This is a genomic window from Pseudomonas sp. PME37.24/025, from assembly GCF_055556615.1.
The window spans coordinates 64,342-79,230 of sequence record NZ_JBVHNK010000015.1; the positions used below are offsets into that span (position 1 = coordinate 64,342).

The following is a 14,889-nucleotide window of genomic DNA, read 5'->3' on the forward strand; positions in this document are numbered from 1 at the left end:
ATCAGCGTGTTTTCTCAGGTGATCAATGGATCACTTCTTGTATTACAGTTCGACTCTTAATACCTGAGAGAACTGGCTCTGCTCGTCGATGCCTGCCCGATTGACGCTGTAGTTGATCTGCACGGTTTTTCCTCGGTTTTCGTCCATCCAGGTTTTTGGGATCGAGAACTCTGCGGTTACATCGGTTTTCATGTCTTGCCACTCCGTTCTACGAGTGATGACGCCGCCCAGACGCACGCGCGCCTGGTAGCCGGTGGCCATTGCGGGATAACGAACAGTGACCGTGGTTTGATCCGGGGTCAGTCTTGGAGGAGGCAGATCAAATGTTTGGGGATCAATAGCTAATTGCAGCGGATCAGATCGATGCAGGGGGCCATTGGGGTATGTACGTACCGTGAAACTGACGGGAACGGTACTGTCGATGGAATCCACAACTTCAATACGTGGGACGGTAAAATTCATTGCACCGACGGTCGTAACCGGCGTGATTGCACTGTCATAGACATGCCGCGCAGAGGCCCAGCGAGCACGAATGGTTTGTCCGATCGCCATTCCAACATATTGTTGAATCTGAACGGTTACATGCCTCGCCTCATAAATATCGGCCATTTTCAAACGGTCGCCTTGCGCGCCGTAGGCCTCCAGAACCTTGGGTGGCTTGAGGATGATCGTGGTTTTGATGATTAAGGGTTTGGTATCGGAAGTAAGTCCACCTTCCACGCGCAGGGTGATGCTGACGGTGCTCTCGGTGCTTTCGTTGGCCCAGGCGATAGGTATCGCAAACTCCAGTGTTCCGCTTCCCGGATATATCTTGGCTCTCGTCTGCCGTTCGACTCGCCCTTGCCAATGAGCCAGGACACTGTCGCCAGCGATCAGCCCGATACCGGACGCGACAACCTGGATATTCGTGACATATGCAGGATCCAGCACACCCGCTTGCTCACCTGTGACGGTCGGTGCGGGAATGCGGTTCACGTTTACCCTGACCTCAGTGGGAATTGCCCATGGCGCATAGTCATGTGGACGGTTTCCACAGCGGTCGGTCACCTGATAGGTAATCGAATGCTTGCCGTCACCCGCGCGCTTGATCAAATGTTCATCGAACTTGATCAGAATGGGATGGTTTTGCGGATCGCTGATTTGCTCGGCAGTGATGGGGTAGTGGATCACCTCCTCTTCATTGCCCCATCGTGCGACGATGCGGTCGAACACTGTGATGTTCTGATAAGGCTCGATATGCATGACAATGCCTTGCTTTGCCATCTCGCTATCGACGCCATCCTTGATATCCGGAATGAAGGTGTAACGCAGGCCGGGATGACCGAGTGGTTCGGGTTTGTCGAGAATGCCTCCCGGAAGCGTGCGTTTAATCAAAATGTTGAGTTTGAACGAGTCGTTTTCGTTGCCGCTGTCACGGATGAGACGATAAAAAACCGGGAATGCGCTTCCATCCTGGATCTGGCTTGTCGGTACACGGAAGAGAACTGGTTCGGTGAGCTCTTCGGGTGTGTCGATAACCTCCGTAAATATGGGGTGTACGTCGTCATCCCAGAAGAGAAGGCAACTTTGGCCTACTGCATTATCAAGCCAAGGATCAACGCTAACTAACAGATCGGCGGCGTTCAGGGCTGTGGCACCAATACCGCCGTGGTAGCCTTCGTCGCCATCCATTGGTTTAATCATTGCGGGAATATAGGGCGCTCCAAGGGCCAGCAAACTGCTGTCCTTGGAGCTGTCATCAGGTTTGGAAGACACTGTCATGGGAGCGTTCCTCATAAGGGCAGCGCCATGATCAATTCGGTCGACGCTGTTGGCCTATCTGGCAACAGCAGCGTCGTTCATCGCAACTGTCAGATCTGACAGTTGCGATGAACGGTAAATAGCGATGAGTTGTCTTCAATCAGAGGAGTTTTTTGGCTTAAAAAGCCTCGCCGCGCTCGGTAATGTCCTTCTCCATCATCACGGCTTCCGGATCATGCCCCTCCGGAAATTTCCCCTTCAAATTCCACGCAAACGCAATGATCTCGGCAATCGTGCGATACAACTCCTCCGGAATACTCTCTCCCAATTCCATCCGCGCCAGCAGTTTCACCAGTTCGGCGTTTTCGTAGATCGGCACTTCATAATCACGGGCAATCTGCAGAATGGCTTCGGCCAATTCCTCATCACCTTTGGCCGTGAGGGTAGGGGCGTGGCTGCCGTCGTATTTGAGGGCGATGGCCTGGCGCGGTGCGGTGGATTCGTTCATGCGGTTTCGTCGACCCAGCGTTGTTCGAGGCGGGTTTGAGGGCCTTGAGGCGGTGTGCCGAGGTGGCAATCCAGATCGCCGACATTCAGCCCGGAGGCCAGCAGGCGTTCGCGCAGCCCGGCCAGATTGCTTTCGATCAGTCTCGCGGTGTACGGCCGTTCGGCCCACAGCTGACTGGAGAGGCTGCCTTTGATCAGCTGAGCCTGAATCTGTAATGGCCCTAACGGCTCCATATCGAACGCCAGTTCGACTCGCCACAATTGTTGTTTCGGCTCGCGTTCGTCGCGGCGTTCGTGCGGCTTTTCTTTTTCGGGCGCTTCTTCGCGCTGGAATTTGACCTGCAACGGCACGATGTCCTGCAGGTTGCGCATGGGGATTTCCAGTTGCCAGGTGCTGAGCAGGCGACCATCGTCGGTGACGCCGGTCTGTTCCAGGCTCGACAGTTGATGGCTTTGCAGGCGCGAGACAGCCGCCGCTGCCAAGCGCAGCAAGTGCTCCAGATCGTTTTCACCGTCCTGACTTTGCAGCAGACGCTCGGGGAGCGGGAAACTGGTCGGCAATGGTTTGGCGCTGACCTGGCCGAGCATGCCGAGGGCACTACGCACGAAACTCGGCAGCGCCTGGGCCAAGGTGTTGGCGGCAATGATCGCGTTGAGATTGGTGTTGGCCGGCAGACCCGGCGTCAGTTGTGCGATCAGCTTGAGCAGATCGCCTTTCAAGTCAGGCGTCAGTGCCGGATTTTGTCCGGTCAGCAGTTTCGCTTCAAGGAACAGGCCGCTGTTGGCCAGCGCCTGGACCAGGCCTTTGGGCGTGCTCAGTTGCTGAACGTCTGGCAGGCCGGCGAGCAATTTGTCCACGGCGGCGCGCAGGTCGCTGGAGGTCTGATCCGACGGCGGCAGGTTTTGCAGGACTTTGAGCAAGCCATCCAGAGAGCCCTGGCGACTTTGCTGGCTGACCAGTTGTTGGGTCACCGCCAACTGTTCCTGTCGGCTGCTCAGCGGGACGAATTTCAGGGTCTGGGTGTCCTGCACCAAGGCGCTCAGCAAGGTGCCGATGCGCAGTGGCGTCGGGCTGTCGATGCTCAGCGTGCTGCCGCTCAGCGCGGTGTTGAGCAGGTTCACCATCGAGCGAAACACCGTCGGCTGGCCCGGCACCTGCGGCATTACCTGAGAGGTCAGTACTTTGCCTTGCAGCAAGGTGCCGACCGGCAGTTGCGCCGTGTCGATGCGGGTAAGGGTCGCTATGCTGGAGGCGATGGCCTGTTGCACCGTGACTGCCAAATTGCCCGCCGATGGCTGGGTGATCGCCAGGCTGGTGCCCTGGGGCAACGGCTGAGTGCTGGTGGCCTGGACCGTGGTCTGTCGACCGCTGTCGAGGGTGACCTTGAGCAACAGTTGAAAGGTCTGATCCGTCTGCTTGAGCGAGAGCACTTCAGCCTTGGCGGTTTGCCCAACGGAGATCAGGCCCTCCATCGGTGTCAGCAGCTTGAGTAGCTCACCACTCACCACCAGCGGCCGCGAAGTCGCGGGTGTGGTCTGCGGCAGCGCAAGGATGTTCATTTCGCCTGTCATATGCGGTCACAACCTGTGGAAATTGCGCTCTTTAGAGTCGGGCATGGCATGTATAATGCCGCCCCGTTGCACCTGGGCGCTAAAAACATTGCGATTGATTGACGCAGCTCTCTAAAACGGGCCGCCAATGCATCTATCCTGCATCTCTTTAGCGGCCGCTCCACTGCCGACTTGAACCGCAAAAGGCCCGTGATCTCTTGACCAGTCCTGTCCTGCAAACCGTTGCCCTTGCCTGTGAGCGAGATCTTCGGCTGCTCTTCGAAAATCTCGATTTGAGACTGGCCAGTGGCGAAATGTTGCAAATCAGCGGCCCCAACGGCAGTGGCAAGACCAGCCTTTTACGTCTGCTATGCGGTTTGATGCAACCGACCGCCGGTCAAGTATTGCTAAACGGCCAGCCACTGCACGAGCAACGCAGCGAACTGGCGCGCAACCTGCTGTGGATCGGCCATGCCGCTGGCATCAAGGACTTGCTGACTCCCGAGGAAAACCTCAGTTGGCTTTGCGCCTTGCATCAACCGGCCTCTCATGAAGCGATCTGGCAGGCGCTGACGGCTGTGGGGCTGCGCGGTTTTGAGGATGTTCCCTGTCACACGCTCTCCGCCGGGCAACAACGCCGCGTCGCGTTGGCGCGTTTGTATCTGGACAGCCCGCCGCTTTGGATCCTCGATGAGCCGTTCACCGCGCTCGACAAACAAGGCGTGGCGCAACTCGAAGAACACTTGGCTGCGCACTGCGAGCAAGGCGGCATGGTGGTGCTGACCACTCACCACACGCTGACCCGGATGCCGGCCGGCTATCGCGACATTGATTTGGGGAATTGGGCCGTATGAGTGTTTTCGGCCTGTTGGTCGCACGCGAGGCACGTTTGCTGTTCCGTCGTCCTGCCGAATTGGCGAATCCGCTGGTGTTCTTCGCCATCGTCGTCTCTTTGTTCCCGTTGGCGGTCGGTCCAGAGACTCAATTGTTGCAAACCTTGTCCCCGGGGCTGGTCTGGGTGGCGGCGCTTTTATCGGTCTTGCTCTCGCTGGATGGGCTTTTCCGCAGTGATTTCGAAGACGGGTCGCTTGAGCAGTGGGTCCTTTCGCCGCACCCCCTGCCTATTCTGGTTTTGGCCAAGGTGCTGGCACACTGGGCCTTTTCCGGCCTGGCGCTGGTTTTGCTCGCACCCTTGCTGGCGTTGATGCTTGGTTTGCCTGCCGCCTGTCTGCCGGTCTTGCTGCTTTCTTTATTGCTGGGTACACCGGTGTTGAGTCTGCTCGGTGCGGTAGGCGCGGCATTGACGGTAGGATTGAAGCGCGGTGGCTTGTTGCTGGCGCTGTTGATTCTGCCGCTGTACATCCCGGTGTTGATTCTCGGCAGTGGCGCCTTGCAGGCGGCATTGCAGGGCATGCCGGCGACTGGTTATCTCTTGTGGCTTGGTAGCCTGACCGCCCTGGCGATAACCCTGACACCTTTTGCAATCGCTGCTGGCCTGAAGATCAGCGTCGGCGAATAATAATGAGGCCTGGTTAAAATTTAACCACTTCTTTTTGAAGAAAAGGCAGACCCTGGCTGTTCGTGATGGCGAACGGCAACCGTGATGGAAACAGTATGAACTGGACGTGGTTTCATAAGCTCGGCTCGCCCAAATGGTTCTACGGCATCAGCGGCAAACTGCTGCCGTGGCTGAGCGTCGCGGCGTTGCTGCTGATCAGCATCGGCGTGGTTTGGGGGCTGGCCTTCGCGCCGCCGGACTACCAGCAAGGCAACAGCTTTCGGATTATCTATATCCACGTCCCGGCCGCCATGTTGGCGCAGTCCATCTACGTGATGCTGGCCGTGTGCGGCATCGTCGGGCTGGTCTGGAAGATGAAGCTGGCCGACGTCGCCCTGCAATGCGCCGCGCCGATCGGCGCCTGGATGACCGCCGTGGCGCTGGTCACTGGCGCGATCTGGGGCAAACCGACCTGGGGTTCGTGGTGGGTCTGGGATGCGCGACTTACGTCCATGCTTATTCTGCTGTTTCTGTACTTCGGTCTTATTGCGTTGGGCAACGCCATCAGCAATCGTGACAGCGCCGCCAAGGCCTGTGCGGTACTGGCGATCGTCGGCGTGATCAACATCCCGATCATCAAATACTCGGTGGAGTGGTGGAACACCCTGCACCAGGGCGCGACCTTCACCCTCACCGAAAAACCGGCGATGCCTGCCGAGATGTGGCTGCCACTGCTGCTGACGGCGCTGGGTTTCTACTGTTTCTTCGGCGCGGTGCTGTTGCTGCGCATGCGCCTTGAAGTGCTCAAGCGCGAAGCCCGGGCGAGCTGGGTGAAAACCGAAGTGCAGAACAGTCTGGAGGTCGCTCGATGAGTTTCGCTTCATTCGGCGACTTTCTCGCCATGGGCCATCACGGCCTGTATGTCTGGTCAGCCTATGGCATCAGCCTGGCGGTGCTGGCCCTCAACGTGGCGGTGCCGATCCTGGCCCGCAAGCGGTATCTGCAACAAGAGGCGCGTCGTCTGCGCCGGGAGAACGGCAAGTGAATCCGCTGCGTAAAAAGCGTCTTATCATCATTTTCGCGATTCTGGTCGGTGTCGGCGCTGCCGTCGGCCTGGCCCTGAGCGCCCTGCAGCAAAACATCAATCTGTTTTACACCCCGACCCAGATCGCCAACGGCGAAGCGCCGCAAGACACACGTATCCGTGCGGGCGGCATGGTCGAGAAAGGTTCGCTACAACGTTCCGGCGATTCCCTGGACGTGAAATTCATCGTTACCGACTTCAACAAATCCGTGACCATCAGTTATCGCGGCATCCTGCCGGATCTGTTCCGCGAAGGGCAGGGCATCGTCGCCCTCGGCAAGCTCAACGCTGAAGGCGTGGTGGTGGCCGACGAAGTGCTGGCCAAGCACGATGAAAAGTACATGCCGCCGGAAGTGACCAAGGCCCTGAAAGACAGCGGTCAGTCGGCACCCACTCCCGTGAAAGAGGGCTAACTGATGACATCTGCACTTTATAGTTCAGGGCTGTTCATCCCTGAATTGGGCCACTTGGCGATGATCCTCGCGCTGTGTTTTGCGCTGGTTCAGGCCGTGGTGCCATTGCTCGGCGCCTGGCGTGGCGATCGCTTGTGGATGAGCCTGGCCCAGCCCGCAGCATGGGGGCAGTTCGCGTTTCTGCTGTTCGCTTTCGGTTGCCTGACTTACGCGTTCATGGCGGACGACTTCTCCGTTGCTTACGTTGCCAGCAATTCCAACAGCGCGCTGCCGTGGTATTACAAGTTCAGCGCGGTCTGGGGCGCTCACGAAGGTTCGTTGCTGCTGTGGGCACTGATCCTCGGCGGCTGGACCTTCGCGGTGTCAGTGTTCTCCCGGCAGTTGCCGCAAGTGATGCTGGCTCGCGTACTGGCGGTGATGGGTATGATCAGCACCGGTTTCCTGCTGTTTCTAATCGTCACGTCCAACCCGTTTTCGCGCATCCTGCCGCAGATGCCGACGGATGGGCGCGACCTCAATCCCTTGCTGCAAGACATCGGCCTGATCGTTCACCCGCCGATGCTGTACATGGGCTATGTCGGTTTCTCCGTGGCCTTCGCCTTCGCAATCGCCGCGCTGCTGGGCGGTCGTCTTGATGCGGCGTGGGCACGTTGGTCGCGTCCGTGGACAATCGTGGCCTGGGCCTTCCTCGGTATCGGTATTACGTTGGGCTCCTGGTGGGCCTACTACGAACTCGGCTGGGGCGGCTGGTGGTTCTGGGATCCGGTCGAAAACGCATCCTTCATGCCTTGGCTGGTGGGCACGGCGCTGATTCACTCGTTGGCGGTCACGGAAAAACGTGGCGTGTTCAAGAGCTGGACGGTGTTGTTGGCTATCGCCGCGTTCTCGTTGAGTTTGCTCGGGACCTTCCTGGTGCGTTCCGGCGTGCTGACCTCGGTTCACGCCTTTGCGTCCGATCCTGAACGCGGTGTGTTTATCCTGATCTTCCTGCTGTTTGTGGTCGGTGGTTCACTGACGCTGTTCGCCCTGCGCGCGCCGGTGGTCAAGAGCCATGTCGGCTTCAATCTCTGGTCCCGGGAAACCCTGCTGCTGGGCAATAACCTGGTGCTGGTGGTGGCCGCTTCGATGATCCTGCTCGGCACCTTATATCCATTGATCCTCGACGCGATGACCGGCGCCAAACTGTCGGTCGGCCCGCCGTACTTCAACGCGCTGTTCATTCCATTGATGGCGATACTGATGGTAGTGATGGCCGTCGGCATGCTGGTGCGCTGGAAAGACACCCCGGTCAAATGGCTGATGAGCATGCTGACTCCGGTGTTGCTCGGCAGTGCCGCGCTGGCCGTGGTGGCCGGTATCGCTTACGGCGATTTCAATTGGGCAGTGCTGGCGACGTTCATGCTGGCTGCCTGGGTGTTGCTGGCCGGTATACGGGATATCTTCGACAAGACCCGTCACAAAGGCCTGATCAAAGGTCTGCCGACCCTGACCCGCAGCTATTGGGGCATGCAAGTCGCGCATTTGGGCATTGCCGTGTGCGCGCTGGGTGTCGTGTTGTCGAGCCAGAACAGTGCCGAGCGTGATCTGCGCCTGGCACCGGGTGAGTCCATGAGCCTGGCCGGTTATCAATTTGTGTTCGAAGGCGCCAAGCATTTCGAAGGGCCGAACTTCACCTCCGACAAGGGCACCGTACGGGTGATCAAGGGCGGCAAGGAAGTCAGCGTGCTGCACCCGGAAAAACGCCTGTATACCGTGCAGAACGCAGTGATGACCGAAGCCGGGATCGACGCCGGTTTCACCCGTGATCTTTACGTCGCATTGGGCGAGCCGCTGGGCGAGGGCGCTTGGGCGGTTCGTGTGCACGTCAAACCGTTCGTGCGCTGGATCTGGTTCGGTGGGTTGCTCACCGGGCTCGGCGGGTTGTTGGCGGCGCTGGATCGCCGTTATCGGGTCAAGGTGAAAAGCCGTGTGCGTGAAGCGCTCGGCATGACGGGAGCCACTGCATGAGACGTTGGTTGATGCTGTTGCCACTGGCGATTTTTCTGGTGGTCGCTGTTTTTCTGTATCGGGGTCTGTACCTGGACCCGGCTGAGCTGCCTTCGGCAATGATCAACAAACCGTTCCCGGAGTTTTCGCTGCCCTCGGTGCAGGGCGACAAAACCCTGACCAAAGCGGACATTCTGGGTAAACCGGCATTGGTCAACGTCTGGGGCACCTGGTGCATTTCCTGCCGGGTCGAGCACCCGGTGCTGAACAAATTGGCCCAGCAAGGCGTGGTGATCTACGGCGTCAACTACAAGGACGTCAACACCGATGCCTTGAAGTGGCTGGCCGAGTTCCACAACCCGTATCAACTGGATATCCGTGACGATGCCGGCACCCTGGGCCTGAACCTCGGTGTGTACGGTGCACCGGAAACCTTCTTCATTGACGCCAAGGGCATCATCCGCGACAAATTCGTCGGCGTGATCGACGAGCAAGTCTGGCGTGAAAAACTGGCGGCCAAGTATCAGGCGCTGGTCGATGAGGCCAAACCATGAAGCGCTGGATCGCCGCCGCATTGCTGGGATTGAGCATGGCCGGTGTGGCCCACGCGGCCATCGACACCTACGAGTTCGCCAAAGAAGGCGACCGCGAGCGTTTTCGCGAGCTGACCAAAGAGCTGCGTTGCCCCAAGTGCCAGAATCAGGACATTGCCGATTCCAACGCACCGATCGCCGCCGACCTGCGCAAAGAGATTTTTCGCATGCTCGGCGAGGGCAAGGACAACCAGCAAATCATCGATTTCATGGTCGACCGCTACGGTGATTTCGTCCGCTACAAACCTGCCCTCAACGCCAAAACCGCACTGCTCTGGTTCGGCCCCGCCGGTCTGCTGCTGGGCGGTTTTGTGATCATCGCCGTGATCGTCCGCCGTCGTCGCGTGCAACGCACTGACAGCCCGGACACGCTTTCTGCCGAGGAGCGCGAGCGCCTCGACCACCTGTTGGATAAAACCAAGAATGATTGATTTCTGGCTCGCTGCAGGCTTGCTGCTCCTGGTTGCCCTGAGTTTTCTGCTGATCCCCGTTCTGCGTGGGCGCCGCGCTCAGCTTGAAGAGGACCGCACGGCACTGAACGTCGCGCTTTATCAGGAGCGCGTGGCTGAGTTGCAGACTCAGCAGGAAGAAGGCGTGCTCAACCCCGAGCAAATGGACTCCGGCCGTGCCGAAGCCGCCCGTGAACTGCTCGCCGACACCGAAGGCGTCGAGGCGCCGCGTGTGTCGCGTCTGGGCAAGCCGTTACCGTTGCTGGCGGCGATTCTGGTGCCGGTGCTGGGCCTTGGGCTGTACCTGCATTTCGGCGCCAGCGACAAAGTCGAGCTGACCCGCGAATTCGCCCAGGCGCCGCAGTCGATGGAAGAAATGACTCGTCGTCTGGAGCGTGCGGTCGCCGCCCAACCGGACTCGGCCGAGGGCCTGTACTTCCTCGGCCGCACCTACATGGCTCAGGACCGTCCGGCCGATGCGGCCAAGATCTTCGAACGCACCGTGGCCCTGGCCGGTCGTCAGCCCGAACTGCTCGGGCAATGGGCCCAGGCGCAATATTTCGCCGATGGCAAGAAGTGGTCGGACAAGGTCCAGGCCCTGACCGACGAAGCGCTGAAAGCTGATCCGAAAGAAGTCACCAGCCTCGGTCTGCTGGGCATCGCGGCCTTTGAAAGCGAGCGTTACCAGGACGCCATCGACTACTGGGATCGCCTGCTGGCGCAACTGCCGCCGGATGATAAATCCCGCGTCGCGCTGCAAGGCGGCATTACTCGGGCCGCCGAGAAGCTCGAAGCCAGCGGTGGCAAGGTTGCCCAAGCGCCTGCGGCCAAAGCAGCACTGCTCAAAGTGCAAGTCGATTTGGCGCCAGAGCTCAAAGCCAAGGTCCAGCCAGGTGACAGCGTGTTCATCTTCGCCCGCGCCATCTCCGGCCCGCCCGCGCCGCTGGCCGCCAAGCGTCTGACCGTTGCCGACTTGCCGGCGACTGTGGAACTGGGTGATGCCGACGCCATGATGCCGCAGTTGAAACTGTCGAACTTCCCTGAAGTCCAACTGGTTGCGCGCATCTCCCGCGCCGGCCAACCGACTGCCGGTGAATGGATCGGTCGCAGCCAACCCTTGGCCACCAGCACCACCGCGCAACAAAAACTGATCATCGACAGCCCGGATAAATAACAGGAAGCGCCACCATGACCGCCATCGCTCGTATCACTCTGCTCAGTATGGTTTTGGGGTTAAGCGCCTGTGCGGTCCAGCAGCCCGAGCCCACACGGCTGCCGCCAATCCCGCCTTCGCAGCCGAGCACCAAACCGGCTCCAACGACACCGAGCAAACCGAGTACCCCGGTCAAACCATCCAAGCCGATGCCACGCACCTCCGCCAGTTTCGCCCCGCCACCGGGAGGCAATAGCCATTGGGACGCGAAGCTCGGCGTTTACGTTCTCGATGATCAGACCAACACCTTCTACCGCCAGCGCACTTACTACCGCTGGAACAACGGCTGGAGCCGCTCGATCAGCCCGAACGGGCCGTGGGAAGAGACAGATATCCATGGCGTGCCGGGTGGGTTGGGCAGGCAATTCGGGCAGTGAATGGAAACGGCGATCTGAGGATCGCCGTTTTGCTTTTTGGGGTTTGTAGAAGGCGATTAAAGAATCGCTCGATAGTGGGTCAACGCCTTGCTCGACTGAATCAGGCCTTGGCGAAAGAGCAGATCAAGATAGGTGCCGACATCCATTGGCGGCATCTTTAGCTGTTTGCGTTGCCGTTGGGCCGCCGCGACTACAGCTGCAGGGTCCAGGTCAAAGAGGTTATCGACGAACTCATCAGGATGCTGGGCCTCGATGCCAAAAGGTCCCAGTGTGTCATCGGGAAAGTCTTTCTGATTAAAGGTCACGATGACACTGGCGTTGCAGCGTATGGCGGCAGCCAGAACATGGCGGTCATCGATGTCGGGCAGTGTGAGCCCTTCGATCAGCTTTTCGTAACCGGATACGCAAGCATCGGGTATGGCCTGATCCATCAAGTCGGACGTGCGATCCAATTGCTCTGTTGTCAGGTCCGGGCGGTTTTTCAGCAGATTGCGCTTCCATTCGTTGTGTATCTCCAGTGACCATCGCGCCCTGAAACGTCCGGAGAGCGCGAGCCACATCAGAAAGTCTCTCAGCGGAGCGGGGTACAAAACACATGCGTCATATACAGCGGTAAAAGGGGAGTGCCTCACTCGTATCCTGTCCTTAACGCTTGTGCTTGCTCGGCGAGAAGCGTCATTGCTTGCTCGCTGGCGGTGTCGCGCCGGTTCTTATAGTCCATCAAATCGGCAAAGCGCACACGTCGGTGCTTGCCGGTTTTGTGGTAGGACAACTCGCCGGACTCCAGCAGTTTGATCAGGTGCGGGCGTGAGACATTGAGCAAATCCGCCGCTTCCTGGGTGGTCAATTCCGCGTGAACCGGGACGACCTTTACCGCATTGCCTTCTGCCAATGCTGCCAGGATGTCGACCAGCAACCGCAGGGCTGATGTGGGCAGTTCGACGCTGTGAGCTTCATTTTGCTCGTCGAAAATCTGGATGCGTTGGGTTTCGAATTGAGTCGCGAGATAGGCAGCGAGAGCGCGCTGGCCTTCTATTGCGGCCTGAACTTCGCGTGCCATGGGCAGGTTGATCGGTGGGTGGATGACTAGGGACATGATGAAATTCCAACATTCTGGGTAGCGATGCTGGAAGGCTATTCGAATCAAACGAAAATCGCAATAAACGAAACCAGAGCTTGTTTAAGGCTCTTTTACAAGCAAGGTCTGGACGTAATCGACAAACGCCCGAGCCTTCGCACTGGCCAGCTCCGGAGCAAACTTGTCGGCCTGAAGGGTGTGAGCATCCTCAGCGTACGGTCCGATCAAATCAACACCCTGTAAAACAACCGAGCGTCGTGATCCGGATTTTTGTGCTTGAGTAAATATAACTCTAGAGTTATTTTTGTTGGGCCGGAGCAAGGAGGCTGGTGGTGCAGAGCAGGTTATTGATCAAGGAGCTGATAGAGGCGGGCTGGACACTGGACCGGGTCACCGGCAGTCATCACACCTTCACTCACCGTTATAGCCCTTACACGATACCCGTCCCTCATCCGAAGAAGGATTTGCCGATCGGGACGGTCAAAAGCATCAGGAGGCGAGCCGGGCTTTATTGCCCGGGAGCCAGTTTGGCAGGAGATCCATAATGCAATACCCAATCTGTATCGAGTGGGGCGACGAGAACACCGCCATCGGTATTCAGATCCCCGATATCCCAGGTGCTGTAACGGCCGGGGATACGTTTGAAGATGCTTACAACGCGGCGGTCGAAATTGCCCACATCATGCTGCAGGAGATCATGGCAGGCGGGGAGTCAATTCCGATGCCGACCTCCGCGGCTGTGCACCGCGAGAATCCGGAATTTGCCGATATGGGATGGGGGATGCTGGAACTCGACATCTCGCCGTATCTGGGCAAGACCGAGAAGGTCAACGTGACGCTGCCTGGCTACGTGATCCAGCGCATTGACCGCTATGTGCGAGAGCACAATGTCAAAAGCCGCTCCTCCTTTCTCGCGGATGCGGCGATGGAGAAACTGGTTCGGCATTGAGTGGTATCAATCGAATCGCCTTCGCGGGCAAGTCGGATCGCCGCACCGCTCGCTCCTACAGGGATAATGCAAGACACGTAGGAGCGAGGCTTGCCCGCGAAGCTTTTAGCGTCCTAAGCCGTTGCCAGCGAACGCCTCTGCGAAACACTCAAAAACCGCAACAACGCCAACAACGGAAACGCACTACCCACAATCACGATCCACAACCAGCCGCCATGCTCATACACCGCGCTGGCCACCGAAGAACCAAACGCGCCGCCGATGAAGATGCTGGTCATGTACAGCGCATTCAGACGGCCGCGGCTTTTAGCATCGAGGGTATAGACCGCGCGCTGGCCGAGGACCATGTTCATTTGCACGCAGAAATCCAGCACCACCCCCGTCACCGCCAGGCCGATAACGCTGTAGGCCGGATGGATGAAGGCGGGCAGGAAGCTCAGGCTGGCGAATAGCAGGGCCAGCAGCGAGGCGATGCGGGTATGGCCGGCATCCGCCAGTCGACCGGCGATGGGGGCGGCAATCGCGCCGATGGCGCCGACCAGGGCGAAGATCGCGATCTGGGTTTGCGACAAGCCATGATTACGCGACAGTTCCAGCGGCACTGCAGTCCAGAACAGGCTGAAGGTGGCGAACATGCAGGCTTGGTAAAACGCCCGTTGACGCAACACCGGCTGCTGACGCAAGAGCGTCCAGAGTGAACCCAACAACTGGCCATAAGAAGCACTGTGATCAGGCTGGCGCTTGGGAATGGTCAGGGCCAGCACGATGCTGATTGCCGCCATCAACACCGCTGCAATGATGAACATCGCACGCCAGCCGAAGTAGTCGGCTACTACGCTGGACACCGGTCGAGCCAGCAGAATCCCCAGCAGCAAACCACCCATGATGCCGCCGACCACGCGGCCCCGGGATTCTTCCGGCGCCAGGTGGGCGGCCAATGGAATCAGGATCTGCACGGACACCGAACTGAACCCCACCAGCAACGAGATCAGCAGAAACACATTCGGCTGATCGGTGAACGCCGCACCCAGCAAGCTGGCAATCGCCACCACGGTGGTGATGATCATCAAGCGGCGGTTTTCCAGCAGATCACCCAACGGCACCAGGAAGAACAGACCCAGCGCATAACCAATCTGCGTCAGCGAAACGATCAGGCTGGCCATGGTGTCGGTCAGGCCGATGTCCGGTGCGATCAGGCCAATGATCGGCTGGGCGTAGTAGATGTTGGCCACGATGGCGCCGCAGCAGAAGGCGAAGAGCAGCACCATGCCTCGAGTCATTGTCGCGGCACCGTGGGGCACCTGAGTCGCAGGGTTCATATCGTATCTCGTTGAACAAAAAGGAATGCGCAGAGGCTAATCGGCTGGCTAGAGCGGCGGAAGAGGGAATAGGGTGATAGTAATCATGCCTCTGAGGAATGATTGAGAGAGGCCGTTCATTTGGACCTTTGA

The 14,889-nt window shown here is 58.8% G+C and carries 18 protein-coding genes; 12 read left to right on the top strand and 6 right to left on the bottom strand.

Annotated features, from left to right (window positions below; genetic code table 11):
- Positions 1 to 42: 42 nt before the first annotated feature.
- From ACZ3HH_RS24855 to fliK, 3 genes are all read right to left on the bottom strand, one after another.
- The gene (locus tag ACZ3HH_RS24855) at positions 43 to 1,761 is read right to left on the bottom strand and encodes a hypothetical protein (protein ID WP_465808599.1); all 1,719 of its coding nucleotides are present in this window, start codon (positions 1,759 to 1,761) and stop codon (positions 43 to 45) included.
- A gap of 157 nt (positions 1,762 to 1,918) precedes the next feature.
- Positions 1,919 to 2,248, bottom strand: coding sequence for an EscU/YscU/HrcU family type III secretion system export apparatus switch protein (locus ACZ3HH_RS24860; RefSeq protein ID WP_465808601.1), 330 nt, complete (start codon positions 2,246 to 2,248; stop codon positions 1,919 to 1,921).
- A complete protein-coding gene (gene fliK, locus ACZ3HH_RS24865) occupies positions 2,245 to 3,819 on the bottom strand; it encodes a flagellar hook-length control protein FliK (RefSeq protein WP_465808603.1) in 1,575 nt (524 codons plus the stop codon). Before fliK ends, ACZ3HH_RS24860 begins: the two co-directional genes overlap by 4 nt.
- A 197-nt stretch (positions 3,820 to 4,016) precedes the next feature.
- Between fliK and ccmA the strand changes: the two genes are divergently transcribed.
- The 10 genes from ccmA to ACZ3HH_RS24915 all read left to right on the top strand — a co-directional run bounded on the left by ccmA (position 4,017) and on the right by ACZ3HH_RS24915 (position 11,411).
- A complete protein-coding gene (gene ccmA / locus ACZ3HH_RS24870; protein ID WP_465808605.1) occupies positions 4,017 to 4,652 on the top strand; it encodes a cytochrome c biogenesis heme-transporting ATPase CcmA in 636 nt (211 codons plus the stop codon).
- Positions 4,649 to 5,317, top strand: a complete 669-nt coding sequence (gene ccmB / locus ACZ3HH_RS24875) for a heme exporter protein CcmB (protein ID WP_030131759.1) — start codon at positions 4,649 to 4,651, stop codon at positions 5,315 to 5,317. The genes ccmA and ccmB overlap by 4 nt, the downstream gene beginning before the upstream one ends.
- A gap of 95 nt (positions 5,318 to 5,412) precedes the next feature.
- Positions 5,413 to 6,168: a heme ABC transporter permease gene (locus ACZ3HH_RS24880; protein WP_123720715.1), complete on the top strand. Its 756-nt coding sequence runs from the start codon at positions 5,413 to 5,415 to the stop codon at positions 6,166 to 6,168.
- Complete coding sequence (ccmD, locus tag ACZ3HH_RS24885) at positions 6,165 to 6,341, top strand: heme exporter protein CcmD (protein WP_123360189.1); 177 nt, start codon at positions 6,165 to 6,167, stop codon at positions 6,339 to 6,341. Before ACZ3HH_RS24880 ends, ccmD begins: the two co-directional genes overlap by 4 nt.
- Entirely contained in the window at positions 6,338 to 6,793 is a 456-nt protein-coding gene (gene ccmE, locus ACZ3HH_RS24890) for a cytochrome c maturation protein CcmE (RefSeq protein WP_465808609.1), read from the top strand. Before ccmD ends, ccmE begins: the two co-directional genes overlap by 4 nt.
- Before the next feature lie 3 nt (positions 6,794 to 6,796).
- Positions 6,797 to 8,800, top strand: coding sequence for a heme lyase CcmF/NrfE family subunit (locus tag ACZ3HH_RS24895; RefSeq protein ID WP_465808611.1), 2,004 nt, complete (start codon positions 6,797 to 6,799; stop codon positions 8,798 to 8,800).
- Positions 8,797 to 9,333: a DsbE family thiol:disulfide interchange protein gene (locus ACZ3HH_RS24900; RefSeq protein ID WP_460147243.1), complete on the top strand. Its 537-nt coding sequence runs from the start codon at positions 8,797 to 8,799 to the stop codon at positions 9,331 to 9,333. Before ACZ3HH_RS24895 ends, ACZ3HH_RS24900 begins: the two co-directional genes overlap by 4 nt.
- Positions 9,330 to 9,803 (top strand): cytochrome c-type biogenesis protein, encoded by a 474-nt coding sequence (locus ACZ3HH_RS24905; RefSeq protein WP_465808613.1) that lies wholly within the window; start codon positions 9,330 to 9,332, stop codon positions 9,801 to 9,803. Before ACZ3HH_RS24900 ends, ACZ3HH_RS24905 begins: the two co-directional genes overlap by 4 nt.
- A complete protein-coding gene (gene ccmI, locus ACZ3HH_RS24910) occupies positions 9,796 to 10,995 on the top strand; it encodes a c-type cytochrome biogenesis protein CcmI (protein WP_465808615.1) in 1,200 nt (399 codons plus the stop codon). Before ACZ3HH_RS24905 ends, ccmI begins: the two co-directional genes overlap by 8 nt.
- Positions 10,996 to 11,009: 14 nt before the next feature.
- A complete protein-coding gene (locus tag ACZ3HH_RS24915; RefSeq protein WP_465808617.1) occupies positions 11,010 to 11,411 on the top strand; it encodes a hypothetical protein in 402 nt (133 codons plus the stop codon).
- A gap of 56 nt (positions 11,412 to 11,467) precedes the next feature.
- Here ACZ3HH_RS24915 and ACZ3HH_RS24920 read toward each other — a convergent pair whose 3' ends face one another.
- Entirely contained in the window at positions 11,468 to 12,043 is a 576-nt protein-coding gene (locus ACZ3HH_RS24920; RefSeq protein WP_465808619.1) for a VapC50 family PIN domain-containing toxin, read from the bottom strand.
- Positions 12,040 to 12,507 (bottom strand): helix-turn-helix domain-containing protein, encoded by a 468-nt coding sequence (locus ACZ3HH_RS24925; RefSeq protein ID WP_008073029.1) that lies wholly within the window; start codon positions 12,505 to 12,507, stop codon positions 12,040 to 12,042. Before ACZ3HH_RS24925 ends, ACZ3HH_RS24920 begins: the two co-directional genes overlap by 4 nt.
- 314 nt (positions 12,508 to 12,821) lie before the next feature.
- Between ACZ3HH_RS24925 and ACZ3HH_RS24930 the strand changes: the two genes are divergently transcribed.
- Both ACZ3HH_RS24930 and ACZ3HH_RS24935 read left to right on the top strand, forming a co-directional pair.
- The gene (locus ACZ3HH_RS24930; RefSeq protein WP_465808621.1) at positions 12,822 to 13,034 is read left to right on the top strand and encodes a type II toxin-antitoxin system HicA family toxin; all 213 of its coding nucleotides are present in this window, start codon (positions 12,822 to 12,824) and stop codon (positions 13,032 to 13,034) included.
- Positions 13,034 to 13,438, top strand: a complete 405-nt coding sequence (locus tag ACZ3HH_RS24935; RefSeq protein WP_465808623.1) for a type II toxin-antitoxin system HicB family antitoxin — start codon at positions 13,034 to 13,036, stop codon at positions 13,436 to 13,438. Before ACZ3HH_RS24930 ends, ACZ3HH_RS24935 begins: the two co-directional genes overlap by 1 nt.
- A gap of 113 nt (positions 13,439 to 13,551) precedes the next feature.
- On the opposite strand, the gene ACZ3HH_RS24940 is transcribed toward ACZ3HH_RS24935, so the two are convergent.
- On the bottom strand, positions 13,552 to 14,757 hold the full coding sequence (locus ACZ3HH_RS24940; RefSeq protein WP_465808625.1) for an MFS transporter: 1,206 nt from the start codon (positions 14,755 to 14,757) through the stop codon (positions 13,552 to 13,554).
- Positions 14,758 to 14,889 lie beyond the last annotated feature (132 nt).